Source organism: Methylobacterium sp. B4, assembly GCF_003201865.1.
Lineage (GTDB): Bacteria > Pseudomonadota > Alphaproteobacteria > Rhizobiales > Beijerinckiaceae > Methylobacterium.
In genome coordinates, this window is the sequence record NZ_QJJJ01000034.1 from 1 (window position 1) to 16,299 (window position 16,299).

18 protein-coding genes and 2 pseudogenes are annotated in these 16,299 nt (G+C 63.4%); 8 read left to right on the forward strand and 12 right to left on the reverse strand.

Going from position 1 to position 16,299, the window contains the following annotated elements:
• Positions 1 to 347: 347 nt before the first annotated feature.
• From BY998_RS24900 to BY998_RS22565, 3 genes and pseudogenes are all read right to left on the reverse strand, one after another.
• A pseudogene (locus BY998_RS24900) lies at positions 348 to 491 on the reverse strand (aquaporin); the annotation flags it as partial.
• 63 nt (positions 492 to 554) lie between these two features.
• Positions 555 to 812, reverse strand: coding sequence for a hypothetical protein (locus BY998_RS22560; protein ID WP_110353937.1), 258 nt, complete (start codon positions 810 to 812; stop codon positions 555 to 557).
• Positions 813 to 931: 119 nt separating this feature from the next.
• Positions 932 to 1,195: pseudogene (locus BY998_RS22565) on the reverse strand (DUF2312 domain-containing protein); the annotation flags it as partial.
• 80 nt (positions 1,196 to 1,275) lie between these two features.
• Between BY998_RS22565 and BY998_RS22570 the strand changes: the two are divergent.
• Positions 1,276 to 2,208, forward strand: coding sequence for an alpha/beta hydrolase (locus BY998_RS22570; RefSeq protein ID WP_245421710.1), 933 nt, complete (start codon positions 1,276 to 1,278; stop codon positions 2,206 to 2,208).
• Positions 2,209 to 2,249: 41 nt separating this feature from the next.
• On the opposite strand, the gene rsgA is transcribed toward BY998_RS22570, so the two are convergent.
• The 4 genes from rsgA to BY998_RS22595 form a co-directional block, all read right to left on the reverse strand.
• Positions 2,250 to 3,284, reverse strand: coding sequence for a ribosome small subunit-dependent GTPase A (gene rsgA, locus BY998_RS22575; RefSeq protein WP_110353938.1), 1,035 nt, complete (start codon positions 3,282 to 3,284; stop codon positions 2,250 to 2,252).
• Positions 3,285 to 3,573: 289 nt separating this feature from the next.
• Entirely contained in the window at positions 3,574 to 4,833 is a 1,260-nt protein-coding gene (locus BY998_RS22580; protein WP_110353939.1) for a PHB depolymerase family esterase, read from the reverse strand.
• 75 nt (positions 4,834 to 4,908) lie between these two features.
• The gene (locus tag BY998_RS22585) at positions 4,909 to 5,328 is read right to left on the reverse strand and encodes a CopG family transcriptional regulator (protein ID WP_110353940.1); all 420 of its coding nucleotides are present in this window, start codon (positions 5,326 to 5,328) and stop codon (positions 4,909 to 4,911) included.
• Positions 5,329 to 5,946: 618 nt separating this feature from the next.
• On the reverse strand, positions 5,947 to 6,309 hold the full coding sequence (locus BY998_RS22595; protein ID WP_110353942.1) for a hypothetical protein: 363 nt from the start codon (positions 6,307 to 6,309) through the stop codon (positions 5,947 to 5,949).
• Positions 6,310 to 6,384: 75 nt separating this feature from the next.
• Between BY998_RS22595 and BY998_RS22600 the strand changes: the two genes are divergently transcribed.
• Positions 6,385 to 6,756 carry a hypothetical protein gene (locus BY998_RS22600; protein WP_110353943.1) on the forward strand — a complete coding sequence of 124 codons (372 nt, stop codon included), beginning with the start codon at positions 6,385 to 6,387 and terminating at the stop codon, positions 6,754 to 6,756.
• Between the two features lie 163 nt (positions 6,757 to 6,919).
• Here the strand turns inward: BY998_RS22600 and BY998_RS22605 are convergent, their stop codons facing one another.
• Together BY998_RS22605 and BY998_RS22610 are read right to left on the reverse strand one after the other, a co-directional pair.
• Complete coding sequence (locus BY998_RS22605) at positions 6,920 to 7,168, reverse strand: hypothetical protein (protein WP_110353965.1); 249 nt, start codon at positions 7,166 to 7,168, stop codon at positions 6,920 to 6,922.
• Positions 7,169 to 7,274: 106 nt separating this feature from the next.
• Complete coding sequence (locus BY998_RS22610; protein WP_110353944.1) at positions 7,275 to 7,874, reverse strand: phasin family protein; 600 nt, start codon at positions 7,872 to 7,874, stop codon at positions 7,275 to 7,277.
• Positions 7,875 to 8,045: 171 nt separating this feature from the next.
• Between BY998_RS22610 and BY998_RS22615 the strand changes: the two genes are divergently transcribed.
• Positions 8,046 to 8,339 carry a helix-turn-helix domain-containing protein gene (locus tag BY998_RS22615; RefSeq protein WP_110353945.1) on the forward strand — a complete coding sequence of 98 codons (294 nt, stop codon included), beginning with the start codon at positions 8,046 to 8,048 and terminating at the stop codon, positions 8,337 to 8,339.
• A gap of 64 nt (positions 8,340 to 8,403) precedes the next feature.
• Here the strand turns inward: BY998_RS22615 and BY998_RS22620 are convergent, their stop codons facing one another.
• Entirely contained in the window at positions 8,404 to 8,643 is a 240-nt protein-coding gene (locus tag BY998_RS22620; protein ID WP_110353946.1) for a hypothetical protein, read from the reverse strand.
• Between the two features lie 878 nt (positions 8,644 to 9,521).
• Positions 9,522 to 9,761: a hypothetical protein gene (locus BY998_RS24095; protein ID WP_146221832.1), complete on the reverse strand. Its 240-nt coding sequence runs from the start codon at positions 9,759 to 9,761 to the stop codon at positions 9,522 to 9,524.
• Between the two features lie 591 nt (positions 9,762 to 10,352).
• Here BY998_RS24095 and BY998_RS24100 point away from each other — a divergent pair.
• The 5 genes from BY998_RS24100 to BY998_RS22650 all read left to right on the forward strand — a co-directional run bounded on the left by BY998_RS24100 (position 10,353) and on the right by BY998_RS22650 (position 15,041).
• Positions 10,353 to 11,195, forward strand: a complete 843-nt coding sequence (locus BY998_RS24100) for a hypothetical protein (protein ID WP_146221833.1) — start codon at positions 10,353 to 10,355, stop codon at positions 11,193 to 11,195.
• A gap of 431 nt (positions 11,196 to 11,626) precedes the next feature.
• Positions 11,627 to 12,250: a hypothetical protein gene (locus tag BY998_RS22630; protein WP_110353948.1), complete on the forward strand. Its 624-nt coding sequence runs from the start codon at positions 11,627 to 11,629 to the stop codon at positions 12,248 to 12,250.
• Positions 12,251 to 12,822: 572 nt separating this feature from the next.
• Positions 12,823 to 13,176, forward strand: coding sequence for a hypothetical protein (locus BY998_RS22640; RefSeq protein ID WP_110353950.1), 354 nt, complete (start codon positions 12,823 to 12,825; stop codon positions 13,174 to 13,176).
• A 44-nt stretch (positions 13,177 to 13,220) separates the two neighbouring features.
• Positions 13,221 to 14,126, forward strand: a complete 906-nt coding sequence (locus tag BY998_RS22645) for a PHB depolymerase family esterase (protein ID WP_110353951.1) — start codon at positions 13,221 to 13,223, stop codon at positions 14,124 to 14,126.
• Positions 14,127 to 14,180: 54 nt separating this feature from the next.
• A complete protein-coding gene (locus BY998_RS22650; protein ID WP_110353966.1) occupies positions 14,181 to 15,041 on the forward strand; it encodes a transglutaminase family protein in 861 nt (286 codons plus the stop codon).
• Positions 15,042 to 15,117: 76 nt separating this feature from the next.
• Here BY998_RS22650 and BY998_RS22655 read toward each other — a convergent pair whose 3' ends face one another.
• On the reverse strand, positions 15,118 to 16,281 hold the full coding sequence (locus BY998_RS22655) for a sensor histidine kinase (RefSeq protein WP_110353952.1): 1,164 nt from the start codon (positions 16,279 to 16,281) through the stop codon (positions 15,118 to 15,120).
• Positions 16,282 to 16,299 lie beyond the last annotated feature (18 nt).

Genomic DNA, 16,299 nt, shown 5'->3' on the forward strand with positions numbered 1-16,299 from the left:
GCGTCGCCCGCTGCGTCGCCGATCAATGGAAACCATGCCGCCAGTGGGTCCTTTTTGGACGCCGATCCCGGGTCCCTTTTCAACGCCGATTGACACTATCCTTGACCAAGAGTAGACCGTCGCACACTCACCTATTCTGGTCGAGCGTCTATGCCGCTCTGCGCCATGAGCTGACCTTGGGCCGGCACGCACTGAACCGCCGCTCTCGACCCCTTCCGGACCTTCCGCCTCGTTGGCTCGGCAGTCTGTTCGGAAGGAAGAAGCAGACCTAAGAGGGGCGATCACGACATCAGCATGTCGTAGCCCGTTGAGCGTGGGACCCAAGCCCATCCCACCTGAGGTGAAGCGAAGGCGAAGGAGACACCGGGAAAGCCGACGCCAAGTTCGGAGAAGGCCGCGGACAGTACCGCGGCCCCACATCCTTCGAAGGTGAGTCAGAACGTCCCGAAGAGGTCGGCCGTTGCGCCGCCTAAAGTTGAGTGCTCGGTCATCTCGATCCTCCTTCTTGGTGACTGCCGGAGGCCCCGGTCATGGTTTGGGACGTACCGGGCGCCTCAACCCAGAAGGCCTTCGGCAGCCCCGAACATCGCGCGCAATTCGGTAGGCCGGATGACGCGGCCACCGGTCTTGATCCAGGGCAACCGCTCGTCTGTCCTTGGATCGTGCATCGCGAACGAGAGGGCCAGGTCGAAGCGGCTCCAGGACACTGGCCTAGGATCAACCCCATCGGGCTTCGCCCCGAACTGTCCCATGCGTGGTTCCAGGCCCTCCTTCAGCCAGATCAGGATGGCGCCTTCGCCGAGGTCGGGCATGCTCGTGTTGTTGCCGGTAGCCATGTCTCGGGTTCCTGTGCCTTGAGGCTGGCGGAAGGCCGGTCCCAAGGCGCCGGACCATAGCGCGCCGGCTCCCTCGCGCTTGTCCGATGAGGACACGCGAGGGGCGCAGGAGCATCCATAGCGCGTACGTAGACCTCCAGAAGACTCTCCCGCTCGTCGCGCTCGTCCTTGTCCTGCTTGCGCAACTTCAGGATCTCCTTGAGTACCTTCACGTCGAGCCCCTCACCCTTGGCCTCGCCGAAAATTTCCTTCTTGGTCTCCATAAGATCCTTGATCTCTTCATCGAGGCGCTCGATGCGCTCGATGATGGAGCGGATCCGGTCGCCTGCGACGCCCACGGTATCGGTCGTGTCGGACATGCTCACTCCTCGCGCTCATCCGGGCCGGCAAACTGGCGGGTCAGAGTAAGCGAGAGGTTAAGGCGATCGGCGGGATAACCGTGGTCGCAATCGAAGGCGGGCGGATGAACGTGTTCCGGTGTTGGATCGCTGCGATGGCCGCAGGGGCTCTGTCCGGTCTGGCCGTAATCCGATTGAAAGCCAGACGACGTGCGAGCTGGGGGCACGGAGCCCGCCGTGGGCGGCTCGCAGCCAGACTCGACCGCGTCGGCGGCATCACCATGCATGCCCGAGTTTCGGTCAACTCCGTCCCGGAAGACCGGCTGCCCGTGATCCTGGTCCACGGGCTCGGGATGTCGAGCCGCTACATGATCCCGCTCGCGGAGCATCTCGCTCCTCATCTGCGAGTCTATGCGCCTGACCTACCCGGCTTCGGTCTGAGCGACAAACCTCCTCAGGCGCTCACGGTTCGCCAGCTTGCCGATGCGCTGGCGGCCTGGATGCAGGCGCTTGGACTGGAGCGTGCGGCCCTCGTCGGCAATTCGCTCGGCTGCGAGGTGCTCGTCGAGCTTGCGCTCGTTCACCCGCAACTCGTCGACCGCCTTGTGCTGCAGGGGCCTACGCCGGACCCGGAGGCACGTGGCATCGCCCGGCAAGTCGTGGGCTTCTTCCTCATCGCGCCATTCGAGCGCTGGTCGCTCGCCTGGGTCGCGCTGACGGATTATGCCCGCTCTGGGATCCGGCGCTACCTCCAGACCCTGAGGAGCATGGTCGACAACCATATCGGGGAGAAGGCCTCACGGGTTTCTCAGCCGACGCTCGTGGTCTGGGGCACGCGCGACTACATCGTGCCCTATGCGTTCGTAACGAGCTTGGCTGCTTCACTGCCTCGGGGGCAGCTTGCCGTCATCCCAGACGCGGCCCACGGGATCAATTACTCACACCCGGAGGCATTCACGACTGTCTTGCTGCATTCCTTCTTGCATCGCAAAAGAATCCTTCGGCAGAAGACTTATCTTTCGAATTCGATTTAAATTGAGACCCTTCAGCCGACCTCGACATGCTCTAAACATATCTACCCACCAACACTCCGTCGGCCGCGCGGCCCAGCAGATGCGGGCGTGTTGTCACGGTTTTCATCGAGGAGCTTACGCCAGCGGATGAGGCGCTCGGGGTTGAGCCTGCCGACGGCGAGGGCGGCTTGCACGGCGCAGCCAGGTTCGTGCGCGTGCGTACAGTCGCGGAACCGGCACGAAGGCGCGAGTTCGGTGATCTCAGCAAACAGCGTTGCGATCCCTTCCCCAGCGTCGCTGACATGCAACGTCCGCATCCCCGGCGTGTCGATCACCCAGCCGCCCTCTGCGATGGCGTGCAGGGAACGCGACGTCGTGGTGTGGCGTCCCTTGGCGTCTTGCTCGCGAATGCCTCCGGTTTCCTGGGGAAGCGCCTGCCCAGGACCGGCGAGCGTGTTCACCAGGGTCGATTTGCCGACACCGGAAGAGCCGACCAACGCCACGGTCTGCCCCACACCGCACCACGGGGCCAAGGCCCGTGCCGCGACTGGCAGCCGAGGATTGATGGTCACGACATCGAGCCCACGCTGCAGCTCGGCCGCCTGATGGCGGTAGACATCAACGTCAGCCGCCATGTCGGCTTTGGTGAGCAGGATCACCGGGCTTGCGTCGCCCTGGTTGGCCAGAGCCAGATAGCGCTCGAGGCGGGCCTGATTGAAATCGGCGTTGCAGGAGGTGACGATGAACAGCGTATCGACATTGGCTGCGACGGGCTGCAAGGCCCGGCTACCTGCGAGGCGTCGCTCCAAGACCGTCCTTCGGTTCAGACGGCGGTGGAGCATCCGGGTCCGAGGATGAATCAGGACCCAATCGCCCACGGCGAAATCAGCGGTGTTGGTATGAACGGGAAGCGTCACTTCGACCGATCCCGTCTCCGACAGCCCGGTCAGGCGTGAGCGGTGAACCGTGGCGATCCGCATGGGCACGAGATCCGTCTCGCGCGGTTCGCGCTGCTCCGCGAAGAAGTCGAGCCAGCCGAGGCTCGCAAGCGGCCCAGACGGGGGGAGGTCGGGATGATCGGTCACCGGCCTGCACATGACATGGCACCGGTCGCGTGACCAGCGGCGCGTAGGAGGGTGCGTTTCCCGCGTGGGATCACGACGGGCTTCTGAGCGCCTCTCGTACCTCTGCCGCCGGCAAGTTGAGCTGGGGGGCACATTTGACGGATAACAGGCCGTCCTCTGCATCGAGAACGGACCGCCCGCCGGTTGTGAGCGAGGGTCCGCTGTTGGCGCTCACAGTGGATCGCATGCGCGGCTGCCGCGCGTTCGGGCTCGCAGCCGCGCTGCCGTGGTTCCCTTCTCATGCGGATTGGGAGCCTTGGCCTCAGTGCTGTGTCTGATTGCTTCGGCCTCCTTGAGCTAGGAAGAAGCGCACCATCTCGCGGCTGGCGTCGGGACCGCGCGGATCCGTATAGGTGCCGTTCGGGCTTCCGCCGGACCAGGCATGGCCCGCCCCATGGAGGACCCACTGCTCCAGCACCTCCCGGCCCGAACGGTCAGACTGCACGCTACGGGTGTAGGCGGCGCCACCCGGACTCTCCCCGTGGGTGACGACCTTCCCGGACGCTCCCTCCAGCCCGGCCTGTGCGATGATCCGGTCGCCGTTGGTCGAGTTGACAGTGCGGTCCGCATCACCGTGGAAGACAATGGTTGGAACCAATTCGCGTGATCCCCGCGGTGAGGCCGTTCCGCCGCCGTTCATGGCAGCGAAGGCGGACGGCATGTCCTTGGCGGCGCCAAAGGGAAGTCCCGAGTGGACGCCGATTGCTGCGAAGAGATCAGGGTAGGTCGCCGCCATGATCGCAGCGGCCGCGCCGCCGGCCGACAGCCCCGCAGCATAGACCCGCCTCGGGTCGGCCGAGAACTCGCGGATGATATCACGAGCAATGCCCGCTATCAGCGACGGCTCACCCGAATCGCGCTGTTGATCGGCAGCATTGAACCAGTTCCAGCACCTCTGCATGTTGGCCGACTGAGGCTGGCCGGGGTAGGCCACCAAAAAGGTATGCTCTTCGGCAAGCTCGTTCATCCGCGTACCGGAAGCGAAGTCATCGGGCGACTGGGTGCAGCCGTGCAGCATGACAACGAGCGGAAGGGCTTGGCCGTTATAGCCGCTCGGGACATAGATTTTGTAGGTCCTACTGCCCGCCGCGCTGGAGAATGACCGCTCATCGTATCGAGCCCCGTTGGGTACCGTGATCGAAGATCGCTGAGGCGATCCGAAGCCGTCCCCCAGGCCGGAGATCGAGCCCATTTTGGGAAAGCGCTCACGGAGGGACCGCAGGGTCTCGGCGAGCCCCTGCCTTTCCGAGGCCCCGGTGCTGTCGGCGGGTGCTTCGCCGACCGTCCCTTCGCCAAGGCTCGATGCGGTCCACGCTCCTCCCAGGGTCCGAGGGGCTACCATGTCGATGATCGACGCCGGTCGTGCGGTGCGGCCGTCCTTGCGCGGCGCTCCCTCCCGAGCGTCCACTTGCGGCTTGGCAGAGGCCGGACGTCCCTGAAGAAGGGCCATGGCTTCCGCGAGTTGGCCGGCGCGGGTGAGACGGGTCACCTCACCCATGTCGATGCGGGAGAACGCGTTCATGGTGATGATCCTGGATGAGGTTGATGGGTTGGCGCGTAAGGGCTGGCCGCAACGCGGATAGGTCGGGGCGAAAGATCAGGCCGTACGGTCGGCCAAGGCTGCCTTGACTGCCGGTCTGGCGTGGAAGGCGCCGAGCACTTGCACGGACGCGATGGCGGCACGGGCGAGTTCCGGCGTCACATCAGGGGCGATGCTGACGAGGCCGAGAACCTGGATCTGGAGCGGGGTGCCAGCGTCTCTTGCCGCTTCCAGATCCCGCCGAGTGTAGTGAGAGAGGCCTAGGCTAAGCTTCTTACGGGCCAAGGACTGCGTAACAGCATCGCCCTGACGGTCGAGCTGATTGCGCACAGCCGTTCGGATGAAGTCGGCGCGATTGGCATAGAAGCCGTCGCGGACCAGCAGATCGATGCGGCCGAGATCGACGAAGCCGAGGTTGATCGTCAGCTTCTCGCTATCGGGCACCTTGGGTCGGGGGTCTGGAAAGTCACCTGCCATCCTTGCGCCATCCTCAGACCATCCGATTGGATGGTTCTCAGATGGTGTGTGGAGATGGGCATACAAGGGCCAGCCTTTGCTGCTGCCATCGTTGGAGTTGGCTTCACATCGACGGATGGCGAGCTTTTATGGGGACTGTGCCCTCACTCACCATGCGCTTGATGGACATCCGATCTGCCACCAGTCGCCGATGTAAGGACGAGTGGGCTTTACCGCGGTCAGGCGTGCTACTGTCCCGTCATGCCTCGTTTTTCCGTTTTCTTCTGTGCCGCCGTAGCCCTGCTCACGGTCTACCTCTTGTGGTCGCATCTTTACGATGGGGAGCCCAAGGAATGGGGCGGGCCTGCCGTGGAGCAACAGGCTCGATGAGCAGCGTCGAGTATTGATGGCAAAAGCAACCCCGCGCGGGCGAACCCGGCGGGGTTGAGGAGGCGCCTGTCGTCCATACAGGCATGAGGTGGACGGGTGGCCGCGCGGCTTTATCCACTGGCTTCGGCACCCCACGCTCCACGCACGGGGCCCGCACCACCTCCTCAGGCGTCTCCCGGGCGGAGGTCGTCAGCGGCCCGATGGTGACCTCAAGGCTGGCGAACGGGCCTGCCGAAGCATGCATTTCCATCATGACTTCTTCTTCGAGAACCGTTGCCGCATCTCTTCGCAGATGCGCAGAGCCCCTGCCAGGGCCGCGCCGGCCTCTTCGTCCTTGGCGGCTTCGGCTGGCGCACCCTGCCGGCCGGATCGCCGAGGCTCTGCCTTGACCCAACAGGCTGACACCATGCGCTCAATGTCGGCCAGGGTCGTGTAGACGCATCCACCGAGCTTCGCGTGCCCCAGATCGCCGCGCGTCGCGGCATTGCGCAGGGCCAGCCCCGACATCGATTCGTCTGGGAAGGCGAGGCGTGCGGCCACGCCGAGCGATAGCGGCGTGTCGGCGGTGATCTCCGACCGATCGGGGATGCGGACGCTTCGTCTCATCTCCATTCCCTCGCCGACTGGATGACAAGCCGATCGCCCTCGCCTACGCAGAAGCGTAGCCATTGGCCTTGATGCCCTGCCATGCCGATCCGGCGCGAGCACCGCTTCTTCTACCCAATCGACTGGCGCGAGTTGTCGTCGGTGATCCGCTTCGGCCATGCCAAAGGGCGATGCGAAGGCTGTGGTCGCCTGCACGGGCGGACGGTGTTCCACCTGGGCGACGGGCGGTGGTGGGATGAGGAGGCAGCCTCCTGGTGCGACGGGACCGGGATGATCGTCTGCGTCGCGGTCGGCGCGGCCGGCGTACTTGGGAAGACTCGGACGACGCGGGTGGCGCTCGCCACCGGCCACCGAAATTACGACACAGCCGACAACTTCGCGACGAACCTCGCGGCTTGGTGTCAGCGATGCCACATACGCCACAACCGGCCTGAGCATCGGCGCAGGCGATAGCGAACGCTGTTCAGGCGAAAGTCGCTCGGCGACCTGTTCCGCGGTTCCTACGACTAAACGAACCCGCCCGCCGCGCAGGCGCCGGGTGAGCATGACAGCCGGCGCGTTCGCAGACGAGAGCCATGAGCAGGAGTCAAGCGAATTCCCGAATGCGCGGAGATCCCTAAGCAGCGCTCGTTAGGCGCTTTGTGTTCTCGGCAACGTGCTCGCGGTATCGCGCGACGACCGCATCTAGTGAGCCGCCCAGCATCAGGCTGCTGGTCGCCTCGATCGAAGCGCTGATCTTCTCGCTGACCATCTGAGATGCCTCAGCCTGCGCCGCAGCTCCGCCCCAAGCTATCTTCACGAGGCGAAGCTCGATCACCTTCTGCGCCTCGAAGGCCAGCAACGCGACGGCAAAGGGATTGTACATGGGAAACTCCGCGTCGAAATGAGAAAGGGCGGTCGAAAGGACCGCCCTCAAGTTGGCATCGTTCAGAAATCTACTGCCGTGCCGGGTCTGGTGGCGGCAGCGGGTCTCAGCGAGCCGGAGCGGCGCTGGAGAATGTCTGGCTGGCTTCGTTGACAGCACGGGCGGATGTTTCGGTGATCGCCTTGCTGTCCTGGACCATGTGCTGCAAGCTTTCACGCATCAGATCGCTCTGGATGGTGGCGAACTCTTGTACCGTCTTGGCCTGATTCAGCTTGGTAAGGCCGTCCAGATTGCGCTGGAACTGCTTCTGCCCAAGTTCGAACAGGCTGCGCGAGACATCCTGGAAGGCTTGACTCAGCACCGTACCGCAGCGGGTGACCGCCTCGATGTTCTGCTTGGACTGCCGAGCGAGGCGCTCGCTATCTTGGCCTGAGAAGCCCAAGGTCTTCGAGAAGCGATCGGCGGCCTCACGGGTGTGCTGGGAAGCTGTCTCGATGCTGTTCTGCATAACCTGCTTGGTGGTCTCGGCTGCTTTCTCTTGTAAATCAACAATCTTGTTTACGCCCTCACGAGCAGTATCAGAGAATTGCTTGTTCTTCTCGCTGGTCTTGTCAGCAGTCCTTTCCAGATTGGCCTTGGCGGCCTCAGCAATGCGTGCGTCCTGACCGTTCTGCTTGGCAGTGCTTGCGTTCTGTTCATGGGCCATGTGGGATTCCTTTCAGTATTCATGAAAATATTTCTACAAAGCAAGCAGACAAAAGAGGCTGATCGCCTTGCTGGCGAAGCAAACTGCCGAAGTTGCCGCACTGCACCTAAGTAATGACCCTGAAAAATATTTCAACCCAAAACGAGATAATTTTAATTCGGTTGAGTAGTCATGAAAATTCCCAAAAGCTATACTGGAATGCAACATGCTGAGCTCATTGCAGAATTACCTGCGGACCGCGTTGAAATTTTCGCACCCATGGCGGACTGGTCGGCCGACGCCACGGGCCTGACGACGGTGCATGTCAGCCGGGTGATGAAAGCCTTGCGGACCGAAGGCCTCATCACGCTGCGGGACCGCCTCCTGATCATCCACGACTGGAAGCAGCTCTCCGAGGCGGCCGAGTTCGACCCGATCTACCTGCATTTGAAGAATGCGCCGGATATTGAGCGGCAAGGAGTTTGATTGTTAGAGGCTGCCTTGAAGAGGCTTGCAGAGCTGGTCAGCCATAACGCTTCATTGTTAGGTCTCAGCGCTGCAGCCAAGTGCCGACGAAGCACAGAGCCGCCGAGTAGACGGGGCACCCTTCCTCGTCCGTAACCAGCACCGTGATGGCCTGGCGCTCGCCATCCTTTGGCACTTCGTCTCTTGCAATCTCGGGAAGCAGGCGCTTGGCCTCCAGTGCGGCAGCCTGCACGTCGGCAAAGACAAGACCTTCATCGTCACGCTCGTTGCGGCCGTCATGAACGTCGAAAAAGAAGCGAGGCACAGAGCACTCCGCGCACGAGGGGGCGGGAGCACATCTGTCTCTCAAGCGCGGAACGCCAGGAATAGGACCGCGACACAACCACGATAGAGCGCACCTTGCATGCCGGCCACAACATAAGGCCGCCGTGACAATTATGTCGTCAAGCGCCGTCCCCTCATGCCTCAGGGAGCCGTAAGTGCAAGCGATGGCGGTCGATTGGCCGAGTTGCGGAAGCAGATGCTCGCGGTGTGGGGTGTCAAGCTCGCGCGTCCTCCGCCAACTGCCGATGTATAGCTGGATCAGTTCGGCCACCGAATACATATTCGCAGATGGCATTCAGGGAGTATAAATCAGAGGTGCTGCTCACGCTTTGCTTGTTCTCGTTTCAACTCCAATAAAACCATCTGCAACAATGCTCTTAGCCGAAACGATCCGTTCGAGCCAAGCCGATCAAGGGCTTGCTGACATTCAAGCTTCAGCTGGTCCAGCTCATCAGCGGCCATTATGTGCCCTTTCATACTTTATGACACAGCTTCTCGAATAAATTTGATCGGAAACTGACGGCATGACGGGTTGCACCGACTGCCTCATCCCAAGTACATCTATCACTTCATTGTTTTGTGCGCGATGCAATTGGTTTCTTACAATGCCGTTGTACCATTTTGACGCCCAGGATGAGAAAGGGTCATTGGCGACTGAAAGCCAATCCTTGGCTGACCATGACGCCGCGCGGGGGCACGCTGCACGCCTTGCCGTAAGGCTTGTGAGCCAAGCGGCATTGCTGAGTTCAGGCGAAGGGATTGTCGTTGTTGAGGCGTACACCGCAGAGGATGGCGTAGTGCTCACAGTGCGGCTCGTTCTCAACGTCGAGATGGCATAGCGGTGAAGTGCCCGTCGCGTCATGGACGTGCAGTGTCGATGCTGAACACGAGACGAATGGTGCAAACTTCATTGCCTGGACCGTCCCGGATGACGACGATGATCGCGCCGCCATCGGTATTCAGCATCTTCGGGTCGGACGCATGCCCGCTGGCAATGCTCATGGCCTCGCTTTTAGCAGCTTCGAAGCTGGAACATTTGCGGCCAGTTTGATCTATGACCTCGTATCCATCGTGGATATCGAAAAAGTAGCGTCGCATAGCGCGGCTCCGGCATTCAGGCGGGAGCGCGCTCATCTCTCAGCCGCCAGCGCCCGGATAGTGCCGGCCAGCGATATCCGCAATATTGCATCGGTTGCCCTCAGTTACACCCTCCTCGAAGAACAATATTTTGCGAAGAGAGTTAAATTCGAGAGGGGTGTGGCTCTTTCGGATTCTCGACGGCGGGGTTGAAAAAGCCTCACAGTAGATCGGGTGTAGTGGGTGGCAGCTCGCGGTCTCTGCGCGCTGACCGACCACACGAACCAAAGTTTTCCTGTGCGTCGTCCAACTCATCGCCTCGAAGGTCCAATCTGGATCACCGTCTCATGGCGGCTGCTGCCGGCGCTTCTTCCTTGCCCTCCCTTGAGGCTGAGAACGTCGATCAACGCGCTGACGCAGCTGCAAGAGGCTGAGATCGAACGCATCCAGCGCGCACAGCGTCAGCGCTGAGCCCCGCTTTGCCGTCCGGGATTAATGAGGACGCGCCGGCCGCACGCGAACGGGGTGAACGCAGCAGCCGGCGCGCTCGCAGTCTAAGGCGGCCTTGGCGGTGCTGAACGCCGCCTCTGCCTCAAGCAGGCGTGCATCGGCTTGGGTAAGCCCTTCACGGACAACACGTCGGGGCTGTGGTCGGGGTTTAATAACCTCGCCAACGGTGCCTTGCTCGGCGCTGGCCTTTCGATCGCTGCCGGCGCGGCGGCCCTGAAGGAGAAGCTGACGAATGGCGGCGACCTCGGCAACCTCTATGCTCAGGCGCGGGCGGCCTACGGCGGGGCGCGGGATCGGTTTCAGCAGGAGAACCCCGGCACGGCGTTGGCGACGGAGTTGGGCGGCTCGATCCCAACGACGATCGCGGCAACGGCCCTCGGCGGCGCGGCTCTATGTGCAGCTCACGCCTCTGGCTCGCCCTCCGAAGCATCTCGGCGCCGATGCCTTCCTGTTCGCCTACGAGGTGTCTCGCCCGCTCGCCGCTCCGCTCGCGAAGGCTGCGTGATGGATGCCGCACAGAGCGCCCCCGTGACGGTCGCGGCCTACCAGGGTGGCCGTCAGATCCTCGCCTCGGGCAGCATGGTCGTGACGGCCGGTGCCGCCCCTCTCGTGCTCACGGGCGACGGCGACTTGCTCGCCATCCACTTCGATATCGAGAAGCCGTTCACGAAGGCTAATGGCCTCGTGGTCGGTGGCCGGTTCGATGAGCACAGCATCGAGCCAGAGGAGACGAAATCGGCGCCCCTCGGCTCTCTGACGATCATGTATACGCTGCACCCGTACCGGCCCAATATGGTCGCGCCTGATGGCGCTGGCCGGTGGGGGCCAAGCATGTTCCTGCTGCTGTGGGAGGTGACCCGCGACACAGCAGGCATGGCAATCCCCGGACGCGGACGGCTCAACTACGGCGTCACGACCCGCGACCCATCGAATTTGTTCGGCTAACTCGGCAGCTTGAGACAGCGTCGCGTGTGGTCGGGGCCGCGTTCATCCTCGCCCAAGCCGAGGTTGGCGTGTGCGAGGTGCGGTAGCCGGCGCCAGTGACGACGACCGCATGGCCGCGATGCTGAAGCGGATGCCCGCGGCGGGCGAGGGCTGAAGCGAAAAGCCCCGCCGCGGCTGAGCCGAGCGGGGCAAGTCTTCGGAGGGACCGCCACAGTCCACTAATCAGGCAATCTACCTCTGCGAGCGTTGTTCAGATTGAGTTCGAAATCGTACCGTTCTAAAACACAAGAATCCTGCCGCGGCTGAGCTGGGCGGTATCTGTGCGAGATGGGCTGCCGACGCTCGTCTCTCGTCGTTCCGGTCCCCGAAACTGAACCTGCGCCGACGCGTGACGTTGAGCAGGGGCCGACGAGAAGCCCAGGAGGAAATCAATGTCCCGGTTACACCTATTTTGCGGAGCTGTCGCCTTCACCGCTTTCAGTTTTGCTCCCGCAGCTTTCGCGCAAGAGGGTGGCCCCTGCACGGACGACATCGCCAAGCTCAGGCGTGCTCTCGACATGCAGGTCGGTATGGGTGCGCCGACATCCGAGCCCGATTACGGCCAGCGCAAGGGACCGAACGAGGCAGCTGGGCAAAATGCGGGGGCGAACGCCGCCGACAGCAAAACCAAGCCGGTCGGAACACCGGACACCGACCGTGCACAACAGGGCGGCGCCTCCCGCGAGAGCGGCGGTACCCCCGGTACTGTCGGTGGCGTTTCTGGGCCGGTCGGCGCCGCAACCGGCAGCGGGCAGGCTGACGCCATCGCCAGCGGTCGGGTTGCGACCTCGCCAGAGGACGTGCGCCGCCAGTCGGAAAACCGGCCGACCTCAGCCGCTGCAGCGGCGGGGGGCGGAGATGCCAAGGCGTCGCCCGAGCGCTCGTCGGAGGACAAAGTCTCGCAGGGCAAGTCGGCATTGCAGCGCGCTGTCGACCTGAACGCCAAGGGCGATCAAGGCTGCCGCGAGGCAGTGAAGCAGGCACAGAACCTGATGCCGCAGCAACAGGGTCGCTGAGGCAGGGTGCGGCTGCTGATTCGCGAAGGGCGACCTATCTCGCGAAGGCCCCGGCATGCGTCTGTTCGGGGCCTTTATCGTGGTCGTTCTCCCCTCAAGGAGTCGCCTGCAATGGCCGATGCTGGTCCGGCTCAGGGCCTCATCTGCGCCCCTCGCCGCCGAGGCTGAGGCGCGGGAGGAGGTCCCGAACGACCGGTTGGAGCGGCGCGCGAAAAAGCTCACCACTGCGAGCCGGGCGGACTGGGTTTAGGGGCATCTCACAATTGCCGGATGAACAATCAGGAGTTCGCATGCAGCTTGTTCAGCTATGCGCCACAAACGGACCTTCGCTTGTGGGCGGTTGAATTTCCGCTCCTGGAACGAGACCGTACCAAGCCTCGGCCGAGACCTAGGGTATCGTGGCTGAGACGCTGGCGCGCATCTGACCTGCGTTGCATGTTGCGGCGCAACAGGTGGGGTCGAAGGCCGTTGTATAAGGGCTACCCTCGCACCGATTAGTGAGGGACGGCTTCGGGGCGTTCGCTCACCAAGCGAAACCACGGTGCTGCCACCTCATTGAAAGTCCCCTTCCGATGCGCTTCGTAGCCACCCTCACGACGCTTGCACTCGCCCTTTCGCCGCTTCCGGCGCTGGCATCCTCCTGCGCCGAGCAGATCGGGACCATCGAACGCCGCCTCGACAGTGCAGGTGCGGTGGAGATCGCAGGCCTACAGCCGGGTCATTCGCTCCAGACCGGCTCGCCCCGGGGCGTGCAGGGTGCTCGCCTCGACGCACCGAGCGACCCCGGCCTGATTTCGACGGCGGACCGTGTGGCAGTGGCCAGGACCCTTATCATCCGCGCGAGCGACGAGGACCAGCGGGGCGATCAGCGCGCCTGCGAGAACACCATGACCGAGGCCAAGGGCATGATTGGCGCCCTGCCGTAGTCAATCTCGTCGCCGTCGGACGATCCCTTCTCGAAAGCACCGCGATGACACTCCTCGCAGACGCGTCGACGACGATGTCGGGGCTGGCCATCGACCGGCCCCGCGCGCTCGCACGCCGGTTCGGCAACGCTGCCGGGAGCCGAGCTTACGACCTCTTCGTCCCCTCCGGATACGAGGGAGCTCCCCTCCCGCTGGTGGTGATGCTGCATGGCAGCTCTCAATCGTCGCGCGACTTCGCCATCGGCACGGGGATGGACCGGGTGGCGGAGGAGCAGAGCTTCCTCGTTGCCTACCCCGACCAACCGAGGTCGGCCAATCTCGGCAAGAGCTGGAACTGGTTCAGGAATGGGGACCAGAAGCGCGACGAGGGCGAGCCGTCCATTCTCGCCGGCCTGACGCGTGAGATCATGGCTGAGTTCAATGTCGATCCCGCGAGGGTCTACGTCGCTGGCCTTTCCTCAGGTGGGGCTGCCGCGGCGGTCATGGCGCTGGCCTACCCGGACATCTATGCTGCCGTGGGCATACACTCTGGGCTGGCGGGTGGTTCGGCAGGCTCGATGTCCGTGGCCTTCTCCACGATGCGCCGAGGCGCCTTGCTCCGGCCGCGTCAAGCAACGCATCCGCTCTCGACTATCGTCTTCCACGGAGACCGCGACACGACCGTCTCACCGGTCAACGGCGATCAGGCCATCGCCCAGGCGCAGCCCGATGGGGACCTGAACATCACCACCGTCGATGGGCGTTCCAGCGGCGGAATGGCGTACACGCGAACGATCCTGACCGAACCGGATGGCATGTGGTCGTCGGAACAGTGGGTCCTGCACGGCGGTGGTCATGCCTGGGCCGGCGGTCACCCGGCCGGCTCTCACACCGATCCGGCCGGTCCTGATGCCAGCCGCGAGATGCTGCGGTTCTTCATGACACACGCGAAGGACGGCGGAGCGTACTGATACTGACTGCCCGTCCGGATGAAACAGCCCGAAGCGGTTCCTGAGGAGCGTCCCTTGGCCGATCTACGCATCCACCACCGGACGACCTACCGTTACAGGCAGCCTGTCGAACTTGGCCCGCATCGGCTGATGTTGCGCCCACGAGAAGCTCGGGACCTAAGGCTCCGTTCGAGCGACATCACAGTGACGCCGGATGCAACGGTGACTTGGGCCAGCGACGTTGCCGGTAACGCGGTCGCGACCGTTACCTTTGCAACACCGTCCAACACACTCGTCATCGATAGCGCAGCTCAGGTCGAGCTTTCCGCGGCTGCCTATCCAGTCTTCGACATCGCCGCCTCGGCCAGCTCGTTTCCCTTCCGGTACTCCGATGACGAGTGGACGGACCTCGGAGGACTCACGGTTCGGCAGTACCCTGATGGGGATCGCCTGCAAAACTGGGCGCAGGGCTTCGTTGCCGGCTACCCCACCGATACTCTGTCGCTTCTTAAAGACATCAATGCCGGGGTGGGTGCCAGGGTCACCTACGAGGCTCGGGAGGACGAGGGCACACAGTCGCCGAGCCAAACCCTGTCATCAGGTCTGGGCTCATGCCGGGATCTGGCCACGCTCTTCGTCGAGGCGGTCCGGAGCCTCGGCTTTGGTGCAAGGGCTGTCTCAGGCTACCTGTATGACCCCACACGTCGCCTGCTTGGATCGGCCGATGCCGGGTCCACTCATGCCTGGAGCGAGGTGTACCTACCCGGCGCAGGGTGGGTCACCTTCGACCCGACGAACGGCAGGGTGGGCGGTGCGAACCTGATCCCGGTCGCTGTGGCGCGTGACATTCGCCAGGCCATGCCGGTGACTGGCAGCTTCATTGGGCCTGCTGATGCCCTCCTGGATATGTCCGTGGCCGTCGAAGTTCACGGCTAACGTGCTGCTGAAGTCGTGCATGTCAGGTAGGCTAGCTCTAGCTTGAGCGAGTTGAGGCAGCCAATCCCTACGGCGCCTAGCTCGCCGCCTCGCGCGGCGGCAAATCCGGGAAGGAGATTGTCACGGTCACCCCGGCATCGTTGCGGATGTCGATGTCGCCCGCGATCTGCTGCACCAACGAGCGCACCAGCCCATAGCCGAGGGACCCCTCTCGCACGCCCGCCATGCCGACTCCGTTGTCCTGGATCACCAGTTCGATCCGACCGGGCTGCGGCCGGCGGACCTGGGCGCGGATCGTGCCGGAACGCGGAGACGGAAACGCGTACTTGACCGCGTTGGTCACCAGCTCGGTCAGTGCCAAGCCCAGCGGAATAGCGCGGTCGGCGCTGACGAAGATCCCCTCCTCCACCCGGGCCTCCAGCCGGATGCGATCATCGCCCTCGGTCAGCGCCTCAAGCGCGGCACAGAGGTCGGCTACGTAACTGCCGGCATTAACCTGCTGCACATGGTCCGACCTACTCAGCAGGTCGTGCGCTCGTGCCATAGCGTTGAGCCGCTCCTGCGTCTCGGCGAACAGCGCTTTGACAGCCGGATCGGCTTGGCGGCGTCCCTGTAGGTTTAAGAGCGCTCCAGCGATCGACAGGCTGTTCTTGGCCCGGTGATTGACCTCGACCAGCAACATCTCGCGCTCGGCCCCGAGCGCCTTCAGCCGCGCATTCGCCGCCTCCAACTCGCGCGTCCGGTCAGCCACGCGTTGCTCCAGCTCGGCAGCTAGCGCCTGCAGCTCTGTCTCGGCCCTAACACGACGGGTAATATCGAGGTACGACAGGAAGTGGTTGGTGACCGTGCCCTGCCCGTCATCGAGGGGGCTGGCAAACAGCATCGCCTGGAATGGCTTGCCGTCCTTGCAGTACTGCAGGATCTCAAGCGTCGCGTTGCGGCTCTCGCGGATTGCCGCCTCGTACTCCTGGACCGTCGCCGAATCGGTGTCTGGGCCGTTCATAAAGTGCGGATCCTGCCCAAGTAGCTCCTCCAGGCTGTAGCCCGACAGCTCCATGAAGGCCTGGTTGGCAAAGACGATAGGGTTGCCCGGCAGGGTGGCGTCGGTGACCATCATCGGCATTCGGGTGAGCCGCACCGCATCGACAAAGATGCCACCGTGCTGGCGGATTGCCTCGATATGCCGCTCGGCGAGGGTGCGCGCTGGGGTCCCAGATAGATCCTGCTGAAATTCGTTCATAGCGGACCCTAGGTGATC

Bases quoted from the DNA above. Each gene is read 5' to 3' on its own strand.
- BY998_RS22560 (WP_110353937.1), bottom strand. From the start codon at position 812: ATGCCCGACCTCGGCGAAGGCGCCATCCTGATCTGGCTGAAGGAGGGC.
- rsgA (WP_110353938.1), bottom strand. From the start codon at position 3,284: ATGTGCAGGCCGGTGACCGATCATCCCGACCTCCCCCCGTCTGGGCCG.
- BY998_RS22580 (WP_110353939.1), bottom strand. From the start codon at position 4,833: ATGAACGCGTTCTCCCGCATCGACATGGGTGAGGTGACCCGTCTCACC.
- BY998_RS22585 (WP_110353940.1), bottom strand. From the start codon at position 5,328: ATGGCAGGTGACTTTCCAGACCCCCGACCCAAGGTGCCCGATAGCGAG.
- BY998_RS22595 (WP_110353942.1), bottom strand. From the start codon at position 6,309: ATGGAGATGAGACGAAGCGTCCGCATCCCCGATCGGTCGGAGATCACC.
- BY998_RS22600 (WP_110353943.1), top strand. From the start codon at position 6,385: ATGCCGATCCGGCGCGAGCACCGCTTCTTCTACCCAATCGACTGGCGC.
- BY998_RS22605 (WP_110353965.1), bottom strand. From the start codon at position 7,168: ATGTACAATCCCTTTGCCGTCGCGTTGCTGGCCTTCGAGGCGCAGAAG.
- BY998_RS22610 (WP_110353944.1), bottom strand. From the start codon at position 7,874: ATGGCCCATGAACAGAACGCAAGCACTGCCAAGCAGAACGGTCAGGAC.
- BY998_RS22615 (WP_110353945.1), top strand. From the start codon at position 8,046: ATGAAAATTCCCAAAAGCTATACTGGAATGCAACATGCTGAGCTCATT.
- BY998_RS24095 (WP_146221832.1), bottom strand. From the start codon at position 9,761: ATGCGACGCTACTTTTTCGATATCCACGATGGATACGAGGTCATAGAT.
- BY998_RS22630 (WP_110353948.1), top strand. From the start codon at position 11,627: ATGTCCCGGTTACACCTATTTTGCGGAGCTGTCGCCTTCACCGCTTTC.
- BY998_RS22640 (WP_110353950.1), top strand. From the start codon at position 12,823: ATGCGCTTCGTAGCCACCCTCACGACGCTTGCACTCGCCCTTTCGCCG.
- BY998_RS22645 (WP_110353951.1), top strand. From the start codon at position 13,221: ATGACACTCCTCGCAGACGCGTCGACGACGATGTCGGGGCTGGCCATC.
- BY998_RS22655 (WP_110353952.1), bottom strand. From the start codon at position 16,281: ATGAACGAATTTCAGCAGGATCTATCTGGGACCCCAGCGCGCACCCTC.